Here is a 20,387-nt window from a genome sequence, read left to right on the forward strand (position 1 = left end):
GCTCCTTAGCCGATCCGCTCGGCACGACCGAAGATGCCCTGCGGCCGGAACAGCAGGATGAGGATGAGGATCACGAGGGCGGTCGCGTACTTGAAGTCACCGGGGAGCACGAGGTTCGTGAGCTCGACGACGACGCCGATGATCATCGAGCCCGCGAGTGCCCCGTACGCGGTGCCGAGACCGCCGAGGGTCACCGACGCGAACATGAGGAGCAGCAGCTGGAGTCCGGTCTGCCAGTTCACGCCGTTGAGCACGAGGCCGAGCATCACGCCGGACAGCCCTGCGAGGCCGGCGGCCAGCGTCCAGACGAACCGGATCACCCGGTCGACGTCGATGCCGGACGCAGCGGCGAGCGCCGGGTTGTCCGACACCGCGCGGGTCGCTCGACCGAAGCGGGTCTTCGCGAGGAAGAGCCCGGTGGCGACGAGCACGACGAGCGCGATCGCCATGGCCACGTAGGACTGCACCGTCAGCGTGATGCCCGCGAACGACACCGTCTCCGGGTTGCCCTGCTGGATGCGGACGGTCGAGGCGCCGAAGAAGTACTGGAAGGCGTACTGCGCGGCGATCGAGAGGCCGATCGTGACGATCATGAGCTGCGTCAGGCTGATCCGCTTCCGCCGCAGCGGCCGCCAGATCGCCGCGTCCTGCAGGTAGCCGGTGGCCGCGCAGAGCAGCGTGACGACGATGCCGGTCACCCAGATGTTCCACCCGAGCTGGTTCGCGAACACGTAGGCGAGGAGGCCGCCGAGGGTGACCTGCTCACCGTGCGAGAAGCTCGACAGGCCCGTGGTGCCGTAGATCAGCGAGAGGCCGATCGAGGCGAGGGCGATGAGGAGCCCGAGCCGGATGCCGGAGGCGAACTGCTGCCAGGCCCGCGCGAAGCTGAAGCTGCTCGTGTCCGCCTGGGTCGTCGCGCCCTGCTGGTCGGAGAGCTGGAAGATCTGGCCGACGTTGGCGTTCAACGTCGCGTTCACCTTCCGCTCGGCGTCCGCGGCGTTCGTCAGGTACTGGCCCTTCGGCAGCGTGCTCTGGTCGACGCTCACGGTGTACTGACCGGCCGTGGTGACGGAGACCGACCAGCGACCGGAGTCGTCGGTGGTGGCGGTCTGGGCGAACCCGCCCACGCCCGCCACGTCGACCGCGACTCCGACGGCCGGCTTCCGCTCGGAGTCGAGGATCGTGCCGCGGATGCACCCGTTCGTCGGGCTGACCACGCAGGGACCGCTCGACGCCGACGTGCTGGCGCTGGCGGAGGGACTGCTGGTCGCCGCGTGGGCCGCGGGCGACACTGCCCAGTCGACCGCGAAGGTGGCGAGGAAAGCGAGGAAGAGTACTGCGGCGAGGAGCAGGCGGCTGCGGCCTGGTGCCCCTCGGCGGAACCGGCGTAGGAGCGCCGGCCCCGGCGGAGTGATGGAACCCACGGATGAGCCTCTCGTTCGGATAGTCGAGGACCCTAGGGAGTTTTTGTGTCCCCCGTGTTTCCACCACGTTCCCTGGAGAAATCGTGCCCTGACCGTGATCCTGCACAGGTTCGGCGGTGGGCCGCGGTCCGGAATGCGCGCCCACCCGCGCGCGTTACCATTGCTCATCCGGAACCCGTCGCTGCGTTCCCGGTGTTCTCGACCACTTCAGGTGCCGCCCCACGGCACCCAGCCCACGAAGGGGACTCATGGACCAGCCGGATCCGTTCGGATTCATCGGACTCACGTACGACGACGTCATGCTCCTGCCGGGGCACACGGACGTCATCCCGAGCGAGGCGTCCACGACGTCCCGGCTCACCAAGCGCATCCAGGTGCACGTCCCGCTGCTCTCCGCCGCGATGGACACCGTGACCGAGGCCCGCATGGCGATCGCGATGGCGCGCCAGGGCGGCATCGGCATCCTGCACCGCAACATGTCCATCGCCGACCAGGCGGCCGCGGTCGACAAGGTGAAGCGGTCCGAGTCCGGCATGATCACGAACCCGGTGACCACCACGCCGGACGCCACCGTGGCGGAGGTCGACGCGATCTGCGGGCAGTTCCGGGTCTCCGGCCTGCCGGTCGTCGAGGGTGACGGCAAGCTCGTCGGCATCATCACGAACCGCGACATGCGCTTCGTCGCCCCGTTCGAGCACCAGACCACGCTCGTGCGCGACGTCATGACGAAGGCGCCGCTCATCACGGCACCGGTCGGGATCGACCCCGACGACGCCGTCGCGATCTTCGCCGAGCACAAGATCGAGAAGCTCCCCCTCGTGGACGAGGCCGGCCGGCTCAAGGGCCTCATCACGGTCAAGGACTTCGACAAGAGCGAGAAGTACCCCGACGCCACGAAGGACGACGCGGGGCGCCTCCGCGTCGGCGCGGCGATCGGCTTCTTCGGCGACGCGTGGCAGCGTGCGACCGCCCTGCTCGAGGCCGGGGTGGACGTCCTCGTCGTCGACACCGCCAACGGCGAGAGCGAGGGCGTGCTCGACATGGTCCGCCGCATCAAGGCCGACCCGGCCTTCGCGGGCGTGGACGTGATCGGCGGCAACGTCGCGACCCGTGCGGGCGCACAGGCCCTCATCGACGCCGGCGTCGACGCCGTCAAGGTCGGTGTCGGCCCGGGGTCGATCTGCACCACGCGCGTCGTCGCGGGCGTCGGCGTCCCCCAGGTCACCGCGGTGTACGAGGCCTCCCTCGCCGCGCGTGAGGCCGGCGTCCCGGTAATCGCCGACGGCGGTCTGCAGTACTCCGGCGACATCGCGAAGGCCCTCGTCGCCGGTGCTGACACCGTGATGCTCGGCTCGCTCCTCGCGGGCACGGACGAGTCCCCCGGGGACCTCGTCTTCGTCAACGGCAAGCAGTTCAAGGCGTACCGCGGGATGGGCTCCCTCGGCGCGCTGCAGACCCGTGGCAAGAAGACCTCGTACTCGAAGGACCGCTACTTCCAGGCCGACGTCCCGTCCGACGACAAGCTCATCCCCGAGGGCATCGAGGGCCAGGTGCCGTACCGCGGCTCGGTCGCGAACGCGGTCTACCAGCTCGTCGGCGGCCTGCGGCAGTCGATGTTCTACGTCGGCGGCCGGACCGTCCCGGAGCTCAAGGCCCGCGGCAAGTTCGTCCGGATCACCCCCGCCGGGCTCAAGGAGTCGCACCCGCACGACGTGCAGATGGTCGTCGAGGCGCCGAACTACAGCCGCTGACCCCGCGCCTCGAACGCCCCGCTCCCACCGTGGAGCGGGGCGTTCGTGCGTCCGGGGGACGACGGTGTTGTGCAGCCGCTCAGCTTTCATCACGGGTCTGTAACGAAACATCCAGGGGTGGATGATCGACACACGGGCGAAACGTATCCGCTCTAGCTTTCTCGACATCCCACGCGGAGGACACCGCGCTCGACCCGATCCGGTCCGGCCTTCCGCGCAGAGAAAGGGCTCCACGGATGATCAGAACCACCCGTGCCACCTCGGCACTGGCAGTGGCGGGAGTTGCAGCACTCCTGCTCGCCGCGTGTTCCACCACCTCGGGCGGCAGCTCGCCTTCGGAGTCCGCCTCCGGCGGCGCGAAGAAGGACCCGGCCGCGAGCTGCAAGGCTCCGGAATCCCCGAGCACCGACGCGCTGAAGATCGGCACGATCCTGCCGCTCACCGGCTCCCTCGCGTACCTCAACCCGCCCGCCGAGTCCGGCGTCGGTCTCGCGGTCGAGGACATCAACGCAGCGGGCGGCGTGCTCGGCAAGGACGTCTCGATCAGCCCGGCGACGGACTCCGGCGACAGCAACGACATGACCGTGTCGAGTGCGGCCGCGAACAAGCTGGTGAACGCGAAGGTCCCGGTCGCGATCGGCGCCGAGTCCTCGTCCGTGACGCTCAACGTGATCGACCAGCTCACGAGCAACTGCATCGTGGAGATCTCCCCCGCGAACACCGCGACCGACCTCTCCGGCTACTCGTCGTACTACTTCCGGACGGCACCGCCGGACTCGGTGCAGGGTTCGGCACTCGGCCAGCTCGTCACGGGTGACGGCAACGCCAAGGTCGCGTTCCTCGTCTTCAACGACACCTACGGCACCGGTCTCCGCAACTCGGTCCAGGCCGCGGTCGAGGCGTCCGGTGGCCAGGTCGTCTACGGCGGCAAGGGCAAGGGTCAGGAGTTCCCGCCCGGACAGACCACGTTCTCGTCCGAGGTGACGGCGGCGCTCGACTCGAAGCCGGACGCGATCGTCGTCCTCGCCTTCGACGAGACGAAGTCGATCATCCCGGAGCTCAAGGCGCAGAACGCCGACATGTCGAAGATCTACATGTCCGACGGCAACACCGCCGACTACTCGAAGGACTTCGACAAGGGCACCCTCACGGGTGCGCAGGGCACGATCCCGGGCGCATCGCCGAAGGACGACCTGAAGAAGCGGCTCGCCGACTTCTACAAGCAGTCCTCGGGCAAGGACCTCGCCGACTACTCGTACGCGGCCGAGTCCTACGACGCCACGATGCTCGCCGCCCTCGCCGCCGTGAAGGGCAAGGGCACCGACTCCGGCACGATCCAGGCCAACATGGCCGCGGTCTCCGGGGCGGACGGCGGCACCGAGTGCTCGACGTTCAAGGAGTGCTCGTCGCTCCTCGGAGACGGCAAGGACATCCACTACACGGGTCCGTCCGGCATCGGCCCGTTCGACGAGAACAACGACCCGTCGAGCGCCTACATCGGCATCTACAAGTTCGACGCGGACAACAAGCCCGTCTACCAGAGCGCCATCCAGGGCTCGGTCTCGAAGTAGGTCCGACCAGGTAGGCACGACCAGTGCGCGAAAGCGACAGTCCCCCGCAGTTCAACCGCGGGGGACTGTCGCTTTCGCGGTGGAGAGGGCGGATCGCGTTGCGTTCTCGGCATGACCGTCCGCAGGGCCGGCCGGGAGGCACGGCGCGCGTCCGGCAGGTCAGGCCGGGTCCGCCACCGGCGCGGCCTGGGAGCGGCGCCGCGAGGAGCGTGCTGCAGCGAAGCTGTCCACCGTGAGCACGACGAGGGCCAGCCACACGATCGCGAAGCCGATCCACCGCTCGGGCGGCATCGGCTCGTGCTGCACGACCACACCGACGAGCAGCTGCATCACCGGCGCGAGGTACTGCGTCAACCCGAGCGTCGACAGGCTCACCCGCCGCGCCGACGACGCGAAGAGCAGCAGCGGCACCGCGGTCGCCGGTCCGGTCAGCACCGTGACGAGGACGTGCGCCCACCCTTCGCTCGTGAACGTCACGCCGCCGCCGAGGCCCGTCACCCCCATCACCACGAGCGCGACGACCGCGAGCGGCAGCAGCCACACGGTCTCGATCGTCAGACCACTCAGTGCGTCGACCGTCCCGCCGACCCGCTTCTTCACGAGCCCGTACAGTCCGAACGAGAACGCCAGCGCGAGGGAGATCCACGGCATCTGCCCGTACCCGACCGCGATCACGACCACCGCGACGACACTGATGCCGACCGCGGCCCACTGCGCCGGTCGAAGCCGCTCACGGAGCACGACGACGCCGAGCGCGATCGTGACGAGCGGGTTGATGAAGTAGCCGAGGGCCGCCTCGACCGTGTGCCCGGTGGTCGTCGCCGCGACGTACACCGTCCAGTTCACCAGGATGAGCACCGCCGCGAGCCCCATCACGAGCATCACCCGGCGCTGGGCGACCAGGGAACGGGTGCGCAGCCACGAGCGGGTGACGGCGATGGCGACCGCGCAGAACACCAGCCCGAAGACGATCCGCCAGGCGACGATCTCGAACGCTCCGGCCGGGGACATCGCCGCGAAGAGCAGCGGCATGAGTCCCCACAGCCCGTAGGCCACGATCGCCTGGAGGACCCCGACGGATGCCTCGCTGCGGACGGGTCGCGTGGTCGTCGGTTCACTCACGGAACCATCCTAGGAAGCCACGCCGACGCTGCGGACCGGCACCGTGCCTCCCGGACGGAAGGCGCGGTGCGCACCGCCGGACCGAGCGCGGACGGACGAACGCCCCGCCGGCCAGGTGGCCGACGGGGCGTTCGCAGTGTGGGCTGGATCAGCGCACGACGACCGCGAGGACGTCGCGGGCCGAGAGGACCAGCAGGTCCTCGCCCGAGTACTTGACCTCGGTGCCGCCGTACTTGGAGTAGATGACCTTGTCGCCGACGGCGATGTCCAGCGGGATGCGGTTGCCGTTGTCGTCGACGCGGCCCGGACCCACGGCCACGACCTCGCCCTCCTGGGGCTTCTCCTTGGCGGTGTCCGGGATGACCAGACCGGAAGCGGTGGTCTGCTCCGCCTCGACCTGGCGGATGACGATGCGATCCTCGAGCGGCTTGATGCTGACGGCCACGGTGACCTCTTCTTTCTCGGTACTGACTCGGTACAGATGGGAACCGGTTGGCACTACGCACAGGAGAGTGCCAACGCCAACTCTAGGGACAGTCTGGCACTCGGTCAATCCGAGTGCCAGCACGTGTCGGGCTCCCCGGCGACCTGGGAGGATCGTCGGGTGGACGCCGCCGAACTCGCCCAGCTGCTCACCCCCGAGGGGATGGCCCTGCTCGACCGTACTCCGAGCGTCTCCGACGGTGGCGAGATCGTCCGGGTCGTCTCGCGCCTCCGTGGCGAGGGGCACGACCCCGGGCTCGTCGCCGCCGTCCTGACCCAGGCGAAGCTCCGGCAGAAGGCGGGCGCGAAGTTCGGCCCGTTCGCCGCGCGCATGCTGTTCACCGAGGCCGGGCTCGAGCAGGCGACCCGGCTGCAGGTCGCCGCGCAGCACGCCGGCCGGTTCGCCGCCGCCGGGCTGGAACGGGTGGCCGACCTCGGGTGCGGGATCGGCGGTGACGCGATGGCGATGGCAGCGCTCGACCTCGACGTCACCGCGGTGGACCGCGACGAGGTCACCGCGGCGGTCGCGACGCACAACCTCGCGCCGTGGCCCGATGCCCGCGTGGAACTCGGCGACGCCGAAGCGTTCGACCTCTCGCGCGTCGACGGCGTGTGGATGGACCCCGCGCGTCGCACCGCCGGACACGGGAACACCCGACGCCTGGCCGACCCGGACGACTGGTCGCCGTCGCTCGACACCGTGTTCGCCGCCGCGACGACGACGCCCACCGGCGTGAAGCTCGGCCCGGGCATCGACCGCGACCTCGTCCCCGACACGGCCGAGGCGCAGTGGGTGTCCGTCGACCGCGAGGTCGTCGAGCTCGCCCTCTGGTTCGGCCCGCTCGCCCGCGACGGGGTCCGGCGCGCTGCCACCGTGATCGGGGCGCACGGAGTGGCCGAACTGACCGCGGCGGCCGATGCACCCGACGTGCCCGTCGGTGCACTGGGGACGTACCTCTACGAGCCCGACGGCGCCGTGATCCGCGCACGCCTCATCGGGGACCTCGCGCGGTCGATCGACGGTCGCATGCTCTCGGACGGCATCGCCTACGTCACGTCGGACCGCGCCGTCTCGACGCCGTTCGCCCAGGGGTTCCGGGTCGTCGACACGATGCCCCTCGACGTGAAGCAGCTCGCGGCACGACTGGCCGCGGACGACGTCGGCACCGTGGAGATCAAGAAGCGCGGGGTCGACGTCGACCCGGCGCAGTTCCGGAAGCGGCTGCGGCTCCGGGGGCGGGGTGCGGTCACGCTCGTGCTCACCCGCCTGGAGGGACGCCACACCGCGATCCTGTGCGAGCGGCTGGGCGAGGTGGCCGGGTAGGTCGCAGCACCACGACGGCCCCCGCCGGTGCGGGGGCCGTCGTGGTGCGTGTGCGCGGCGGCGCCGATGCGCCGTGGTCGAGAGCGGCGCGGCTGCGCCGTGGCTCAGAGGATGAACGCGCCGGTGGAGCCGAAGTCGTCGGAGTAACCGGAGCCGCTGCGGGACGCGATGGAGATGGCGATCAGGAGCCCGATGCCGATGATCCAGAGTGCCGTCAGCGCCCAGCCACCGAAGATGCCGGCGAGTGCGAGCCCGCGGCCACCCTCACCGGTCTGCTTGATCTTGCCGAGGGCGACGTGGCCCATGATGGCGCCCGCCGGGCTCGTGAGGATGATGATCGGCCAGATCAGGATGCCGGCGAAGGCGAACACGATCGAGAGGATCGACAGGGTGTTCGTCCTCGGGCGCTGCGCGTACGGCTGGTAGCCCGGCGCGGCGTACGGGGCGCCGTACTGCTGCTGCTGGCCGTACTGGTGCTGCCCGTACTGCTGCCCGCTGTACTGCTGGCCGTACTGCTGCTGCCCGTACTGCGGCTGGCCGTACTGCTGCTGGTTCGGCGCAGCGTACGGGTTGCCCGGGGCCGCGTAGGGGTCGCTCGGCGCCGCGGAGGGGTTGCTCGGCGCGGCGTACGGGTTCTGCGGCGCACCGTAGCCAGGGTGCTGGCCCGACGCTCCGGTCGGGGCCGATCCGTACGGGTTCGCGCCGTACGGGTGCTCGGGCGGCTGCGGCGCGCTCGGCGGCTGCGGTGCACTCGGCGCTTCACCGGGCGCCGGGGTCGACGTCGGGTCGGACGCACGGCTGCCGTCGGACTGCTGCGCACCGTCGTACCCGCTGCGCGACGGCTCGTCGGACTGGCCCGGCCTCGGCCACTGGTTCTGATCGGACACCGTGTCCACCCCTCCCGGCACCGCACGTCGGGTACCGGCCCCCATCGTTCCACACGCAGCCCGAGCCCGTGCAGGAGGGCGGACGACCCGTCGGACCCGCGGACGTCAGACCTGGACGGTGGTCACCGGCAGCGTCGAGTCCGCCGCGATCCCGAGGTCGCTCGGCGCGTGCCCCTCGGCGACGAGCCGCGCGGCCACCGCTGCGATCATCGCGCCGTTGTCGGTGCAGAGGTCGAACGGGGGGATCCGGAGCTCGACGCCGGCGGCAGCGCAGCGCTCGGTCGCGACCGCACGCAGTCGGGCGTTCGCCACCACGCCTCCGCCGAGCAGGAGCCGGTCGACCCCGGTGTCACGGCACGCGTTCAGGGCCTTCGTGAGGAGCACGTCGACCACGGCCTCGCGGAAGGACGCTGCCACGTCGGCGACGGGGACCTCTCGACCCTCGTCGCGGCACTTCTCGACCCAGCGGGCGACCGCGGTCTTCAGCCCCGAGAACGAGAAGTCGTAGCGGTGCGCCGCCATGTCCTTCGGCAGCGTCAGCCCGCGGGGGAACCGGATCGCCGTCGGGTCGCCGTCCGCCGCGGCCCGGTCGATCTGGGGACCACCCGGGTAGGGCAGGCCGAGCAGCCGCGCGACCTTGTCGAACGCCTCCCCCGCGGCGTCGTCGATGGTCTCGCCGAGGAGCTCGACGTCACCGACGAGGTCCCGTACGAGCAGCAGCGACGTGTGCCCGCCGGAGACGAGCAGTGCCACGGTCGGCAGGTCGATCTCGGAGCCGTCCGCACGCAGGACGTCGGCGCCGACGTGCCCGACGAGGTGGTTCACCCCGTAGAGCGGCTTGCCGGTCGCGACCGCGAGGGCCTTCGCCGCCCCGACCCCGACCATGAGCGCGCCGGCGAGCCCCGGCCCCGCGGTGACCGCGACGGCGTCGAGCTCGTCGAGCGTGACGCCGGCCCGGTCGAGCGCCTCGCGCAGCGTCGGGGTCATGGCTTCGAGGTGCGCCCGTGCGGCGACCTCGGGCACGACGCCGCCGTACCGGGCGTGCTCCTCCATGCTCGACGCGATGACGTTCGCGAGCAGGGTGGTCCCGCGGACGATCCCGACGCCGGTCTCGTCACAGCTCGTCTCGATGCCGAGCACGAGGGGTTCAGCTGTGCTCATCGAGCGCCTCCTGTCCGATGGGCCCGACGCGACCGGCGCCGGGTGCCGTGGGCAGCTCCGCGCGCATGACCCACGCGTCGACGCCGTCGGGCTGGTAGTAGCGGGGCCGCGTCGCGATGTGCTCGAAGCCGAAGGCCGTGTACATCGCCTGCGCGACCGGGTTGTCGGCGCGGACCTCGAGGAAGACCTCGTAAACGCCGCGGCGCCGGGCCTCGTCGAGGAGCTCGGTGAAGAGCGCCTTGCCGACGCCCCGCCCGCGCTGGTCGGCGGCGACGGCGATGGTCTGCACGTCCGCGACCGGGTTCCCAGCGAGCGACGACAGCCCGGCGTAGCCGACGACGGTCGGCGCGGCACCGTCGGCCACGGTCTCGACCACCACGTAGTACCCGTGCGGCGAGTACAGCTCGCCGGACATCTGCGACGCGGACCACGCGTCCGTCGGGAACGACACGTGCTCGAGCCACATGATGTCGTCGAGGTCCTGCGGGTGGGCCGGCCGGAGCCGCAGTCCGTCGGGGAGCGCCGTCACCGGACGACCCGCTTCGGGGCTCCCGGCATCGTCACGTCGGGGTCGCGCAGGTAGAGCGGGGTGTCGTCGGCGAAGGGAGCGCCCGAGGCGAGGCGGTCCGCGGCGAGCGCGCCGAGCCTCCAGGCCGGGATCGCGGTGGCGGTGACCCGGTCCCAGGTGGCCGCTTCCGGACGGGAGGCGCGGATCGCCTCGTCGAGGTCCGCCGGCTTGGCGAGTCCCGGGCCGGCGATGCGGACCCCGTCGGCGTCGTACGCCGACCAGTAGACCTCGCGGCGGCGGGCGTCCGTCAGGACGACGAACGGACCGGCCTGCGGCTGGTCCGCCGCGACGGCGTCGTGGCTGACCAGGGGGAGGACGGGGAGGCCGCGTGCAGCGGCGAAGGTGCGGGCGGCGGCGATGCCGACACGGAGGCCGGTGAATGGGCCGGGGCCCATGCCGGCGACGACGCCGGTGACGTCGGCCGGCGCGACTCCGGCCTCGGCGAGCACCTCGGCGAGGAACGGACCGATGACCTCGGCGTGACGGCGGGAGTCGTCGGTGCTGCGCTCGGCCAGCGGCTGACCGGTGGTGGGGTCGACGAGGGCGACGGACGTCCCGGCGGAGGTGTCGATCGCGAGCAGCACCAGACCATCGTAGGCGGTCGTACGCGTCAGTCCGGGTGGGTGTCGAGACGCGGCTCGGGGAACCGATCCCGGGCGTCAGAGCCGGACGTCGGTCCAGCGGGATCCGGTGGCGGTGACGACGACCCGTCGGGGTTCGTCGGGGACGTCGTCCGGGTCGAGGTCGTCGTCGGCTGCTGCCGAGTCACCGGCGTCGCCGGTCGCCCGGACGATCTCGACGTCGAGCACGTCGTCGGAGATCCCGTCGACGAACCCACGACCCCACTCCACCACGACGATCGAGCCGTCCCAGTCGAGGTCGAGGTCGTCGAGCTCCAGCGGGTCGGACAGGCGGTAGGCATCGACGTGCACGAGGTCCGGGCCGCTCGTCGTGGGGTGCGTCCGGGCGAGCACGAAGGTCGGGCTGGAGACCTGCCCCCGGGCACCGAGTGCGGCTCCGAGGCCCCGGGTGAGCGTCGTCTTGCCCGCGCCGAGCGGCCCCGTGAGGACGACGAGGTCCCCGGCGCGCAGCACGGCCGCCAGCCGGGCACCGATGACGCCCATCCCGTCGGTGGTCGCGACGGTGGTGTCGAGCAGGACGCGCGGCTCGGTCACCGCTCCCCCCGGAGGTACTCGGCCACGTGCCCCTCGGCCTCGTGGCCCTCGTACACGCGGGGCACGCGCTCACCGATGCGGCAGACGATCTCCTCGCCGATCGTGTCGAGGGCGGCACCCCACTCGAGCACCGTCATCTCGCCGTGCTCCCCGGTGCCGAACAGCGTCACGACGTCGCCGACCCGCACCTCGTCGTCGCCGACGTCCACGAGGAACTGGTCCATCGCGACCCGACCCGCGATCGGGTAGCGCTTCCCGTTGATCGCCACCTGCAGCCGTCCCTGCGCGAGCCGTGGGACACCGTCTGCGTACCCGACCGGGACGAGCGCGAGGGTCGTCTCGGCGGTGGTGCGGTAGGTGTAGTCGTACGAGACGCCCGTGCCGACGGGCACGCGCTTCGTCTTCGCGACCGAGGCGCGCAGCGTCATCACGGCTTCGAGACCGAGGTCGGCCGCCGAGACGCCGTCCGCGCCGGGGATGCCGAACAGGTTCGCCCCCATCCGCACCATGTCCTTCCGGAACTCCTTGCGCTCCAGCCCCGCGAGCGACGCGGCGACGTGCCGCACGGGGATGTCGAGCCCGGCGTCCTCGGCCTGCTCGACGGCGGCGTCGAACGCGGCGACGGCGGCGGTGTCCTCGTCGTCCGACGACTCGGCGAGGTGGGTGTACGCGGCGACGACCTCGATCCGGCCGGCGCGCTGGGCGTCGAGCGCGGCGGCGACGAGGGCGGGCCAGTCCTCCGGCGTCGCTCCGTCCCGGTGGAGGCCGGAGTCGAACCCGAGGTGCACGCGCGCTGGACGGTGGTCGACGGCGTCGACGACCCGCTGCAGCTCGGGCACGTTCGAGACCCCGAGATCGATCGCGGAGTCGACCGCGTCGCGGAAGTCGAGGTCCGGGGCGTGCTGCCAGGTGAACACGCGGACATCCTCGTCGACGCCGATGGCGCGCAGCCGGAGGGCGGCCGGGACGGTCAGCACGCCGATCCACCGCACCCCGGCGTCCACCGCGGCGAGCGCGATCGGCTCCAGCCCGTGGCCGTACGCGTCGGCCTTCATGATCGCCATGAGCTCGACCGGTTCCATCCACTCGCGGACGAGGTCGAGGTTCGCCCGGTACGCGTCCAGGTCGACCGATGCCTGTCGCAGTAAGGCGCTCACGTGGTCCTCCGTTCGACGCTGCGGCCGATGCGGGCGACGACCTCGTAGTTGATCGTGCCGATCGCGTCGGCCCACTCCTCGACCGCGGGGTCGCCGTCGGCCGGGTCGCCCCAGAGGACGACCTCGTCGCCCACCTGCACTTCGGCGTCACCGATGTCGATGTGCATGGCGTTCATCGCCACGCGGCCCACGACGGGGAAGCGGCGGTCGCCGATGCGGACCGAGACGTGGTTGCCGAGTGCCCGGTCGAAGCCGTCGGCGTACCCGAGCCCGATGACCGCGAGACGGGTGTCGTGCTCGGCGCGCCACGTGAACCCGTAGCTGGCGCCCTCGCCGGCGCGGACGGGGACCGTCCGGAGCACCGCCGCGGTCACACGCATCGCGGGCCGGAGCCCGAGGTCGGCCGAGGTCCGGTCCGCGAACGGGCTCAGCCCGTACAGCGCGACGCCGACGCGCGCGACGTCCCGCCGGGTCTCCGGAACGGCGATGCTCGCCGCGCTGGCCGAGAGGTGCACCATGTCCGGCACGATGCCGTTCGCCGCGAGGCCGTCGAGCGCCCGCTGGAGCGCGGCGTCCTGGTCGAGGTCGTCGGCTCGCGAGGCGTTCGCCAGGTGCGACATGAGCCCCTCGACCCGGGTACGCGAGCCACTGCGGGCGAGCCGACCGGCGGTCTCGAAGAGCTCGGGCCACTCGGCCTCGACGGCGCCGTTGCGGCTCAGCCCGGTGTCGACGCACACGTGCACGGCGGGCACCTCGGAGTCGGCGGCCGCCGACAGCTGCGAGACACTCGAGACCGCGGGGGTGATGCCGTACTGCGCGGCACGGCGGAAGTCCTCGTCGGGTGCGTGCAACCACGCCAGGATGCGGGTGCCCTCGTCGATGCCGGCCTCGCGCAGGGCGATGCCCTCGTCGATGTCCGCGACGCCGAGCCACTCCGCACCGGCGTCCACGAACGCCCGCGCGGCGTCGGCCGCGCCGTGGCCGTACGCGTTCGCCTTGACGACCGCGATGACGCCGGACGGGGCCACCTGTTCGGCGACCGTCGCGTAGTTGGCGATCAGGGCCTCCCGGTCGACCGTGATCCCGGTGAACGCGCTCACCGTGCATCACCTCCTCCGGCCTGGAGGCGCGGGTGCAGCCGCGCCGACCGGCGCGGCGACCGTTGGTGGCTGGTCAATCCGACTTCCCTTCGATGATCACGAACGCCGTCGCGATCCCTCCATCGTGCGACAGCGACAGGTGGACGTTGGTCACGCCACGCTGCTCCGCGACCCGGCGCGCACCCTCGTGCAGGGTCAGTGACGGGTTCCGCTGGTCGTCCGCGACGACCTCGAGTTCCTGCCAGCTCAGCCCGGCGCTCGTGCCGAAGGCCTTGATCAGTGCCTCTTTCGCGGCGAACCGTGCGGCGAGCGACGCGGGTGGTCGCGGCTCCCCGTCGCGGACGAGCTCGGCCGGGGTGAACAGGCGCGTCCGGAGCGCCGGGGTGCGCTCGAGCACACCCCGGAAGCGTTCCAGGTCGACGACGTCCACCCCGATGCCGATGATCACGAGCGACTACTCGACGGTGACCGACTTCGCGAGGTTGCGCGGCTGGTCGACGTCGAGGCCCTTGGCGGCGGCGAGTTCCATGCCGAACATGTGCAACGGCGCGACCGCGAGGAGCGGCTCGAACAGCGGCGTCGCGAGCGGGATGCGCAGGACCTCGTCCGCGAAGGGCAGCACGGCGGCGTCGCCCTCTTCCGCGATGGCGATGACCCGTGCGCCGCGAGCGCGGATCTCCTGGATGTTCGACACGACCTTCGGGTGCAGCGACCGCGGATCGCGCGGGGACGGCACGATCACGAAGACGATCTGGCCCGGCTCGATCAGCGCGATCGGTCCGTGCTTGAGTTCACCGGCGGCGAAGCCCTCGGCGTGGATGTACGCGAGCTCCTTGAGCTTGAGCGCACCCTCGAGCGCGATCGGGTAGCCGACGTGGCGGCCGAGGAAGAGCACGCTGCGGGTGTCGGCCATCCAGCGGGCGAGGTCCTTGATGCCGGACGCGTCGTCGATGGTCTGCTGCAGCTTCGGCGCGAGCCCCTCGAGCTCGGCGACCTGCTCGGCGATCTGCTCGGCCGTGAGGGTCCCGCGCAGGGTCGCCAGGTGCAGCCCGAGCAGGTACAGTGCGACGCCCTGCGCGATGAACGCCTTCGTCGACGCGACGGCGACCTCGGGACCGGCGTGCGTGTAAATCACCGCGTCGGACTCGCGCGGGATCGTCGCGCCCTGGGTGTTGCAGATCGAGAGCACCTGCGCGCCCTGCTCCCGCGCGTACTTCACTGCCATGAGGGTGTCCATCGTCTCGCCCGACTGGCTGATCGACACGACGAGCGTGCGCTCGTCGAGCACGGGGTCGCGGTAGCGGAACTCGTGGGCGAGCTCGACCTCGACGGGGACGCGGGCCCACTGCTCGATCGCGTACTTGCCGAGGATGCCGGCGTACGCGGCGGTCCCGCAGGCGATGACGATGACACGCTCGACGGTCGCCAGGCGCTCGGCGATCGGGTCGAGGTCCGTCAGCGTGACCGCGCCGTCGTGGACGCGGCCGAGGATCGTCTTGGCGACGGCCTCGGGCTCCTCGCTGATCTCCTTCGCCATGAACGAGGACCAACCGCCCTTGTCGGCGGCGGACGCGTCCCAGTTGACCTCGAACTCGCTCGGCGACGCCGGGCTGCCGTCGAAGTGGATGACGTCGACGCCGTCGGGGCGGATCGTGGCGATCTCGTCCTGGCCGACCGCGAGGGCCCGCTGCGTGTACGCGACGAACGCGGCGACGTCGGAGCCCATGAAGTTCTCGCCGTCACCGAGGCCGACCACGAGCGGGGAGTTGCGCCGGGCACCGACGACGACGCCGGGCTGGTCGGCGTGCACGACGAGGAGCGTGAAGGCGCCCTCGAGCCGTTGCACGGCCTGCTGCATGGCGGCGGTCAGGTCGCCGGTCTCGCGGAACGACCGCGCGACGAGGTGCGCCGCGACCTCGGAGTCGGTCTCGCTGACGAACTCGACGCCTTCGGCCTGCAGCTCGGCGCGGAGCTCGGCGAAGTTCTCGATGATGCCGTTGTGGATGAGGGCGAGCTTGCCGCCGTCCGCCAGGTGCGGGTGCGCGTTGCCGTCGGTCGGGCCGCCGTGCGTCGCCCAGCGGGTGTGGCCGATGCCGGTGCCGCCGTCGGCGATGGGGTGCGACTCGAGTTCGTCGACGAGGGCCTGGAGCTTGCCGGCCTTCTTCGCCGAGGCGAGGTCCGACCCGGCGTCCACGACGGCGATGCCCGCCGAGTCGTAGCCGCGGTACTCGAGTCGACGGAGTCCTCCCAGGAGCACGTCCTGGCTGCTGTTGCTGCCGACGTAGCCGACGATTCCACACATGGCTTCGATCCTACGGTCTGCCTGGGCCACGACCCTGCATGCCCGCCACAGGAGGGATACCGTTCTGGTCATGGGCCGGTTCGACGACATCGAGATCACGACGCTGCACGGTGAGCACACCACGTTCGGGCAGTTCTCCGACAAGGCCGTGCTCGTGGTGAACGTCGCCTCGCGGTGCGGACTCGCGCCGCAGTACGAGCAGCTCGAGGCCATGCAGAGGGAGTACGGCCCGCGGGGCTTCACGGTCCTCGGGTTCCCGAGCAACCAGTTCTTGCAGGAGCTCGGCTCGTCCGAGGCCATCGAGGAGTACTGCTCGACGACCTGGGGTGTGACGTTCCCGATGTCGGAGAAGGTCAAGGTCAACGGCAAGGGCGCCCACCCGCTCTACCAGGCGCTCAAGGAGACCCCGGACAGCGCGGGCAAGGCCGGCCGCGTCAGCTGGAACTTCGAGAAGTTCCTCGTCGCACCCGACGGCACGGTCACGCGGTTCCGTCCGACCACGAAGCCGGACGCCCCCGAGGTCGTCGCCGCGATCGAGGCGGCGCTGCCCGCCTGACGGGTACGCGAGCGCGTCCTGCGGACGCAGCCGGAGCACCGGGCGGGAGGCCCGGACCACGTGAGCGCGCCCGCTCACGTGATCCGGGCCTCCCGTCGGTACGCTCGTCCCCATGCCGATCACGGACACCACCGTCGCGCACCCCACCCCCTTCGTGGAGATCCCCCGCGACGAGTGGGCGCAGCTCGCACCGAGGGAGCACCTGTCCCTCACCGAGACCGAGATCGTGCAGCTGCGCGGACTCGGCGACCGGCTGGACATGCGGGAGGTGCAGGAGGTCTACCTGCCGCTCTCACGTCTGCTGACGCTGTACGCCGCCGGTGCCCGGAACCTGCACGCGTCGACGTCGGCCTTCCTCGGGGAGCGCGCGAGCCGGACGCCGTTCGTCATCGGCGTCGCCGGGTCGGTCGCGGTCGGCAAGTCCACCGTCGCCCGACTGCTGCGTGAACTGACGAAGCGCTGGCCGGACACACCGCGGGTCGAACTCGTGACCACCGACGGGTTCCTGTACCCGAACGCCGAACTCGAACGCCGCGGGATCATGGACCGCAAGGGCTTCCCGGAGTCGTACGACCGCCGGTCCCTGCTCCGGTTCGTGAGCCAGGTGAAGAGCGGCGCGGCCGAGGTCCGCGCGCCGTTCTACTCGCACCTCGTGTACGACATCGTGCCCGACGCCGAGGTGGTCGTCCGGCAGCCGGACATCCTCATCGTCGAGGGGCTCAACGTGCTGGCTGCCCCGACGAACGGACGTCTGGCGCTGTCCGACCTGTTCGACTTCACGATCTACGTCGACGCGAAGACGAAGGACATCGAGTCCTGGTACGTCGACCGGTTCCTCGCCCTGCAGGAGGAGGCGTTCTCCAGCCCGGACTCGTTCTTCCACCGCTTCGCCTCGCTCTCACGCGAGGACGCGGTGCGGACGGCGACCGAGGTGTGGCGGGCGATCAACGAGCCGAATCTCGTCGAGAACGTGCTCCCGACGCGGTCCCGAGCGACGCTCGTGCTGAAGAAGGGCGCGAACCACAAGGTCAACTCGGTGCTGCTCCGCAAGATCTAGCGACCCCGTTCCGAACCACGAAACCGACGTCGAACCAGCTGCTCAGCCTGGTTCGACGTCGGTTTCGTGGTTCGACGCGGAGGTGCCGGGTGGACCCTACGCGGCGTCGTCGATCGCGAGCCGCGCGCGCACCACGTCTGCGAGGTCCTCGGCGATCCGCTCGGCATCGGCCTGCGACGCCGCCTCGACCATGACGCGCACGACCGGCTCGGTACCGGACGGCCGCAGCAACACGCGACCGGAGTCACCGAGGGCTGCGGTGTGCGCCGCGACGGCGTCCTGCACGCCCTGGTCGTCGAGGCCGGTGCGGTCGACGCCCCGGACGTTCAGCAGGACCTGCGGGAACACCGTCATGCACTCCGCGAGCTGCGCGAGCGTCTTGCCCGTCCGAGCCATCTCCGCGACGAGGTGCAGCCCCGTGAGGATGCCGTCGCCCGTGGTGGCGTACTCGTGGAAGATCACGTGACCGGACTGCTCACCGCCGAGGGAGAACCCGCCCTCGTTCATGCGCTCGAGCACGTAGCGGTCGCCCACGGCGGTCTGCTCGACGGTGATGCCGGCGTCCGACATCGCCCGGAAGAGTCCGAGGTTCGACATGACGGTCGCGACGAGGGTGTCCGACGCGAGGAGCCCGCGCTCCTTGAGGGACAGCGCGAGGATCGCCATGATCTGGTCTCCGTCGACGACGTTGCCCGCGGCGTCGACCGCCAGGCACCGGTCGGCGTCGCCGTCGTGGGCGATCCCGACGTCCGCGCCGTGCTCGAGGACGGCCGCAGCGAGGTTGTCGAGGTGCGTCGAGCCCACGCCGTCGTTGATGTTCACGCCGTCCGGGTCGGCGCCGATCACCGTGACGCGGGCGCCGGCGTTGTGGAACACCTCGGGCGAGACCGCCGACGCCGCACCGTGCGCGCAGTCGAGCACGACGTGGATGCCGTCGAGCCGGGCCGGCAGCGTGCCGAGCAGGTGGACGACGTAGCGGTCCTCGGCGTCGGCGAACCGCGTGATCCGTCCGACGTCGCCACCGGTGGGCGTGGGCGCCGAGTGGTCGTGCATGGCCGCCTCGATGCGGTCCTCGACCTCGTCCGGCAGCTTGCGGCCACCGGCTGCGAAGAACTTGATCCCGTTGTCGGGGGCCGGGTTGTGCGATGCGGAGATCATCACGCCGAAGTCGGCGTCGATGTCCGCGACGAGGAACGCGGCAGCGGGGGTGGGGATGACCCCGGCGTCGAGCACGTCGACACCGGCGGAGGCGAGCCCGGCGGCGACGGCCGCGCCGAGGAACTCACCGGAGACGCGCGGGTCGCGCGCCAGGACCGCGCGGGGGCGCGGTCGACCGGACGCCCGACGGGCGTCCGCATGGTGTCCGTGTGTGAGCACGGCCGCGCTGGCCTGGGCGAGACCCAGAGCCAGCGCGGCCGTCAGCTCGCCGTTGGCGAGACCACGAACACCGTCGGTACCGAACAGACGCGGCATTGCGATCGGGTTCGGTGAGCGACTAGCGCTTCGAGAACTGCGACGCCTTGCGGGCCTTCTTGAGACCGGCCTTCTTGCGCTCGATGACGCGGGCGTCACGGGTGAGGAAGCCGGCCTTCTTGAGCGCCGGGCGGTTGTTCTCGCGGTCGATCTCGTTCAGCGCACGCGCGATGGCGAGGCGGAGCGCACCGGCCTGACCCGAGGGGCCACCACCGGTGATGCGGGCGGTGATGTCGTAGGCGCCGAGGAGCTCGAGCACCTTGAACGGGTCGTTGATCAGCTGCTGGTGCAGCTTGTTCGGGAAGTAGTCCTCGAGCGTGCGGCCGTTGACCGTGAACGCGCCGCCACCGGGGACGAGGCGGACGCGGGCGATGGCCTCCTTGCGGCGCCCGACGGCACCGCCCGAGACGTTGAGGATCTGGCGGGGAGCAGCCTCGGCAGCGACGGGTGCGCTCTCCGTGGTGAAGCTCTCCGGGGTCTGGTCGAGGGAGTCAGCGATCTGTGCCATGAGTTGTATCAGTCCTTGAAGTCGTCGTGGCCGTCGTTACTGCGCGACCTGGTCGAAGGTGTACGCCTTGGGCTGCTGCGCGGCGTGCGGGTGCTCCGCGCCGGCGTAGACCTTCAGCTTCTTGAGCTGCTCACGGCCGAGGGTGTTCTTCGGCAGCATGCCGCGGATCGCCTTCTCGACGGCGCGGGTCGGGTGCTTCTCGAGCATCTCCGGGTAGGAGGTCGCCGTGAGGCCGCCCGGGTAGCCCGAGTGACGGTAGTAGACCTTCTTGGCGAGCTTGGAGCCGGTGAGGGCGACCTTGTCCGCGTTGATGATGATGACGTAGTCACCCATGTCCATGTGCTGGGCGAAGGTGGCCTTGTGCTTGCCGCGCAGGAGCGCAGCCGCGTGGGTGGCGAGGCGGCCGAGGACGACGTCGGTCGCGTCGATGACGATCCAGTCGTGCTGGACGTCTGCCGGCTTCGGGGAGAACGTACGAGTCACAGGTGTGCTGCTTTCGTGTCGAGGTGAGGAGTCCGTGAATCCCGCTCCGGTGGGTGTTCCCCGCGCGACGCACGTGGAACTGCCCGGTGGAGGGCTCATCTGACTGTCCGGCGCACGGGGCGCACAGACCAAGGAGAGAGCCTACCCGACGCGACTCGCGTTGTCGAACGCGCCCGGTAACGGACTGGAGGCACGGTGCCCGCTGGCACCGTCCTCCCTCGCAGGCTCGGTCGGCGCGCCCCGCGCAACGCTCCGCGTCGCCGCTGAGCGGGGCGCGCCAGTCCG

General features: G+C 71.1%; 20 protein-coding genes. 5 read left to right on the forward strand and 15 right to left on the reverse strand.

Features of this window, described 5'->3' with window-relative positions:
* Positions 1 to 5 precede the first annotated feature (5 nt).
* Positions 6 to 1,217 carry a branched-chain amino acid ABC transporter permease gene (locus tag ABC270_RS00315; protein WP_412878960.1) on the reverse strand — a complete coding sequence of 404 codons (1,212 nt, stop codon included), beginning with the start codon at positions 1,215 to 1,217 and terminating at the stop codon, positions 6 to 8.
* Between the two features lie 455 nt (positions 1,218 to 1,672).
* Here ABC270_RS00315 and guaB point away from each other — a divergent pair, with 455 nt between their 5' ends.
* Together guaB and ABC270_RS00325 are read left to right on the forward strand one after the other, a co-directional pair.
* Complete coding sequence (gene guaB, locus ABC270_RS00320) at positions 1,673 to 3,175, forward strand: IMP dehydrogenase (RefSeq protein ID WP_412878961.1); 1,503 nt, start codon at positions 1,673 to 1,675, stop codon at positions 3,173 to 3,175.
* A 236-nt stretch (positions 3,176 to 3,411) separates the two neighbouring features.
* Positions 3,412 to 4,746, forward strand: coding sequence for an ABC transporter substrate-binding protein (locus ABC270_RS00325; RefSeq protein WP_412878962.1), 1,335 nt, complete (start codon positions 3,412 to 3,414; stop codon positions 4,744 to 4,746).
* Positions 4,747 to 4,905: 159 nt separating this feature from the next.
* On the opposite strand, the gene rarD is transcribed toward ABC270_RS00325, so the two are convergent.
* Both rarD and groES read right to left on the reverse strand, forming a co-directional pair.
* Positions 4,906 to 5,868, reverse strand: a complete 963-nt coding sequence (gene rarD / locus ABC270_RS00330) for an EamA family transporter RarD (RefSeq protein ID WP_412878963.1) — start codon at positions 5,866 to 5,868, stop codon at positions 4,906 to 4,908.
* A gap of 148 nt (positions 5,869 to 6,016) precedes the next feature.
* The gene (gene groES / locus ABC270_RS00335; RefSeq protein WP_022904625.1) at positions 6,017 to 6,313 is read right to left on the reverse strand and encodes a co-chaperone GroES; all 297 of its coding nucleotides are present in this window, start codon (positions 6,311 to 6,313) and stop codon (positions 6,017 to 6,019) included.
* Between the two features lie 159 nt (positions 6,314 to 6,472).
* Here groES and ABC270_RS00340 point away from each other — a divergent pair, with 159 nt between their 5' ends.
* Positions 6,473 to 7,675, forward strand: a complete 1,203-nt coding sequence (locus tag ABC270_RS00340; RefSeq protein WP_412878964.1) for a class I SAM-dependent methyltransferase — start codon at positions 6,473 to 6,475, stop codon at positions 7,673 to 7,675.
* A gap of 104 nt (positions 7,676 to 7,779) precedes the next feature.
* On the opposite strand, the gene ABC270_RS00345 is transcribed toward ABC270_RS00340, so the two are convergent.
* From ABC270_RS00345 to glmS, 9 genes are all read right to left on the reverse strand, one after another.
* Complete coding sequence (locus ABC270_RS00345; protein WP_412878965.1) at positions 7,780 to 8,562, reverse strand: DUF4190 domain-containing protein; 783 nt, start codon at positions 8,560 to 8,562, stop codon at positions 7,780 to 7,782.
* Positions 8,563 to 8,667: 105 nt separating this feature from the next.
* Positions 8,668 to 9,723, reverse strand: coding sequence for a tRNA (adenosine(37)-N6)-threonylcarbamoyltransferase complex transferase subunit TsaD (gene tsaD / locus ABC270_RS00350; RefSeq protein WP_412878966.1), 1,056 nt, complete (start codon positions 9,721 to 9,723; stop codon positions 8,668 to 8,670).
* The gene (gene rimI / locus ABC270_RS00355) at positions 9,710 to 10,252 is read right to left on the reverse strand and encodes a ribosomal protein S18-alanine N-acetyltransferase (RefSeq protein ID WP_412878967.1); all 543 of its coding nucleotides are present in this window, start codon (positions 10,250 to 10,252) and stop codon (positions 9,710 to 9,712) included. The genes tsaD and rimI overlap by 14 nt, the downstream gene beginning before the upstream one ends.
* Positions 10,249 to 10,875 (reverse strand): tRNA (adenosine(37)-N6)-threonylcarbamoyltransferase complex dimerization subunit type 1 TsaB, encoded by a 627-nt coding sequence (gene tsaB / locus ABC270_RS00360; RefSeq protein ID WP_412878968.1) that lies wholly within the window; start codon positions 10,873 to 10,875, stop codon positions 10,249 to 10,251. Before tsaB ends, rimI begins: the two co-directional genes overlap by 4 nt.
* Before the next feature lie 75 nt (positions 10,876 to 10,950).
* A complete protein-coding gene (tsaE, locus tag ABC270_RS00365) occupies positions 10,951 to 11,466 on the reverse strand; it encodes a tRNA (adenosine(37)-N6)-threonylcarbamoyltransferase complex ATPase subunit type 1 TsaE (protein ID WP_412878969.1) in 516 nt (171 codons plus the stop codon).
* Positions 11,463 to 12,623 (reverse strand): alanine racemase, encoded by a 1,161-nt coding sequence (alr, locus tag ABC270_RS00370; protein ID WP_412878970.1) that lies wholly within the window; start codon positions 12,621 to 12,623, stop codon positions 11,463 to 11,465. Before alr (ABC270_RS00370) ends, tsaE begins: the two co-directional genes overlap by 4 nt.
* Positions 12,620 to 13,723: an alanine racemase gene (gene alr, locus ABC270_RS00375; protein ID WP_412878971.1), complete on the reverse strand. Its 1,104-nt coding sequence runs from the start codon at positions 13,721 to 13,723 to the stop codon at positions 12,620 to 12,622. The genes alr (ABC270_RS00370) and alr (ABC270_RS00375) overlap by 4 nt, the downstream gene beginning before the upstream one ends.
* A gap of 73 nt (positions 13,724 to 13,796) precedes the next feature.
* Complete coding sequence (locus tag ABC270_RS00380; RefSeq protein WP_412878972.1) at positions 13,797 to 14,171, reverse strand: holo-ACP synthase; 375 nt, start codon at positions 14,169 to 14,171, stop codon at positions 13,797 to 13,799.
* Positions 14,172 to 14,177: 6 nt separating this feature from the next.
* Entirely contained in the window at positions 14,178 to 16,025 is a 1,848-nt protein-coding gene (glmS, locus tag ABC270_RS00385) for a glutamine--fructose-6-phosphate transaminase (isomerizing) (RefSeq protein WP_412878973.1), read from the reverse strand.
* Positions 16,026 to 16,095: 70 nt separating this feature from the next.
* Here glmS and ABC270_RS00390 point away from each other — a divergent pair, with 70 nt between their 5' ends.
* Together ABC270_RS00390 and coaA are read left to right on the forward strand one after the other, a co-directional pair.
* Positions 16,096 to 16,581, forward strand: a complete 486-nt coding sequence (locus tag ABC270_RS00390) for a glutathione peroxidase (RefSeq protein WP_412878974.1) — start codon at positions 16,096 to 16,098, stop codon at positions 16,579 to 16,581.
* 112 nt (positions 16,582 to 16,693) lie between these two features.
* Entirely contained in the window at positions 16,694 to 17,638 is a 945-nt protein-coding gene (gene coaA, locus ABC270_RS00395; RefSeq protein ID WP_412878975.1) for a type I pantothenate kinase, read from the forward strand.
* 96 nt (positions 17,639 to 17,734) lie between these two features.
* Here coaA and glmM read toward each other — a convergent pair whose 3' ends face one another.
* The 3 genes from glmM to rplM are packed head-to-tail and all read right to left on the reverse strand — an operon-like array spanning position 17,735 to position 20,102.
* Entirely contained in the window at positions 17,735 to 19,111 is a 1,377-nt protein-coding gene (gene glmM, locus ABC270_RS00400; RefSeq protein WP_412878976.1) for a phosphoglucosamine mutase, read from the reverse strand.
* Positions 19,112 to 19,133: 22 nt separating this feature from the next.
* Positions 19,134 to 19,619, reverse strand: a complete 486-nt coding sequence (gene rpsI / locus ABC270_RS00405; protein WP_412878977.1) for a 30S ribosomal protein S9 — start codon at positions 19,617 to 19,619, stop codon at positions 19,134 to 19,136.
* 36 nt (positions 19,620 to 19,655) lie between these two features.
* The gene (rplM, locus tag ABC270_RS00410; protein ID WP_022904636.1) at positions 19,656 to 20,102 is read right to left on the reverse strand and encodes a 50S ribosomal protein L13; all 447 of its coding nucleotides are present in this window, start codon (positions 20,100 to 20,102) and stop codon (positions 19,656 to 19,658) included.
* Between the last annotated feature and the right edge of the window lie 285 nt (positions 20,103 to 20,387).

Origin of the sequence: Curtobacterium phoenicis (assembly GCF_047238015.1) — a bacterium.
Taxonomy (GTDB): Bacteria; Actinomycetota; Actinomycetes; order Actinomycetales; family Microbacteriaceae; genus Curtobacterium.

Excerpts from the sequence above, each read along its gene's own strand:
- guaB (WP_412878961.1), top strand. The coding sequence starts at position 1,673 with ATGGACCAGCCGGATCCGTTCGGATTCATCGGACTCACGTACGACGAC.
- glmM (WP_412878976.1), bottom strand. The coding sequence starts at position 19,111 with ATGCCGCGTCTGTTCGGTACCGACGGTGTTCGTGGTCTCGCCAACGGC.
- glmS (WP_412878973.1), bottom strand. The coding sequence starts at position 16,025 with ATGTGTGGAATCGTCGGCTACGTCGGCAGCAACAGCAGCCAGGACGTG.
- ABC270_RS00390 (WP_412878974.1), top strand. The coding sequence starts at position 16,096 with ATGGGCCGGTTCGACGACATCGAGATCACGACGCTGCACGGTGAGCAC.
- tsaD (WP_412878966.1), bottom strand. The coding sequence starts at position 9,723 with ATGAGCACAGCTGAACCCCTCGTGCTCGGCATCGAGACGAGCTGTGAC.
- coaA (WP_412878975.1), top strand. The coding sequence starts at position 16,694 with ATGCCGATCACGGACACCACCGTCGCGCACCCCACCCCCTTCGTGGAG.
- ABC270_RS00325 (WP_412878962.1), top strand. The coding sequence starts at position 3,412 with ATGATCAGAACCACCCGTGCCACCTCGGCACTGGCAGTGGCGGGAGTT.
- rpsI (WP_412878977.1), bottom strand. The coding sequence starts at position 19,619 with ATGGCACAGATCGCTGACTCCCTCGACCAGACCCCGGAGAGCTTCACC.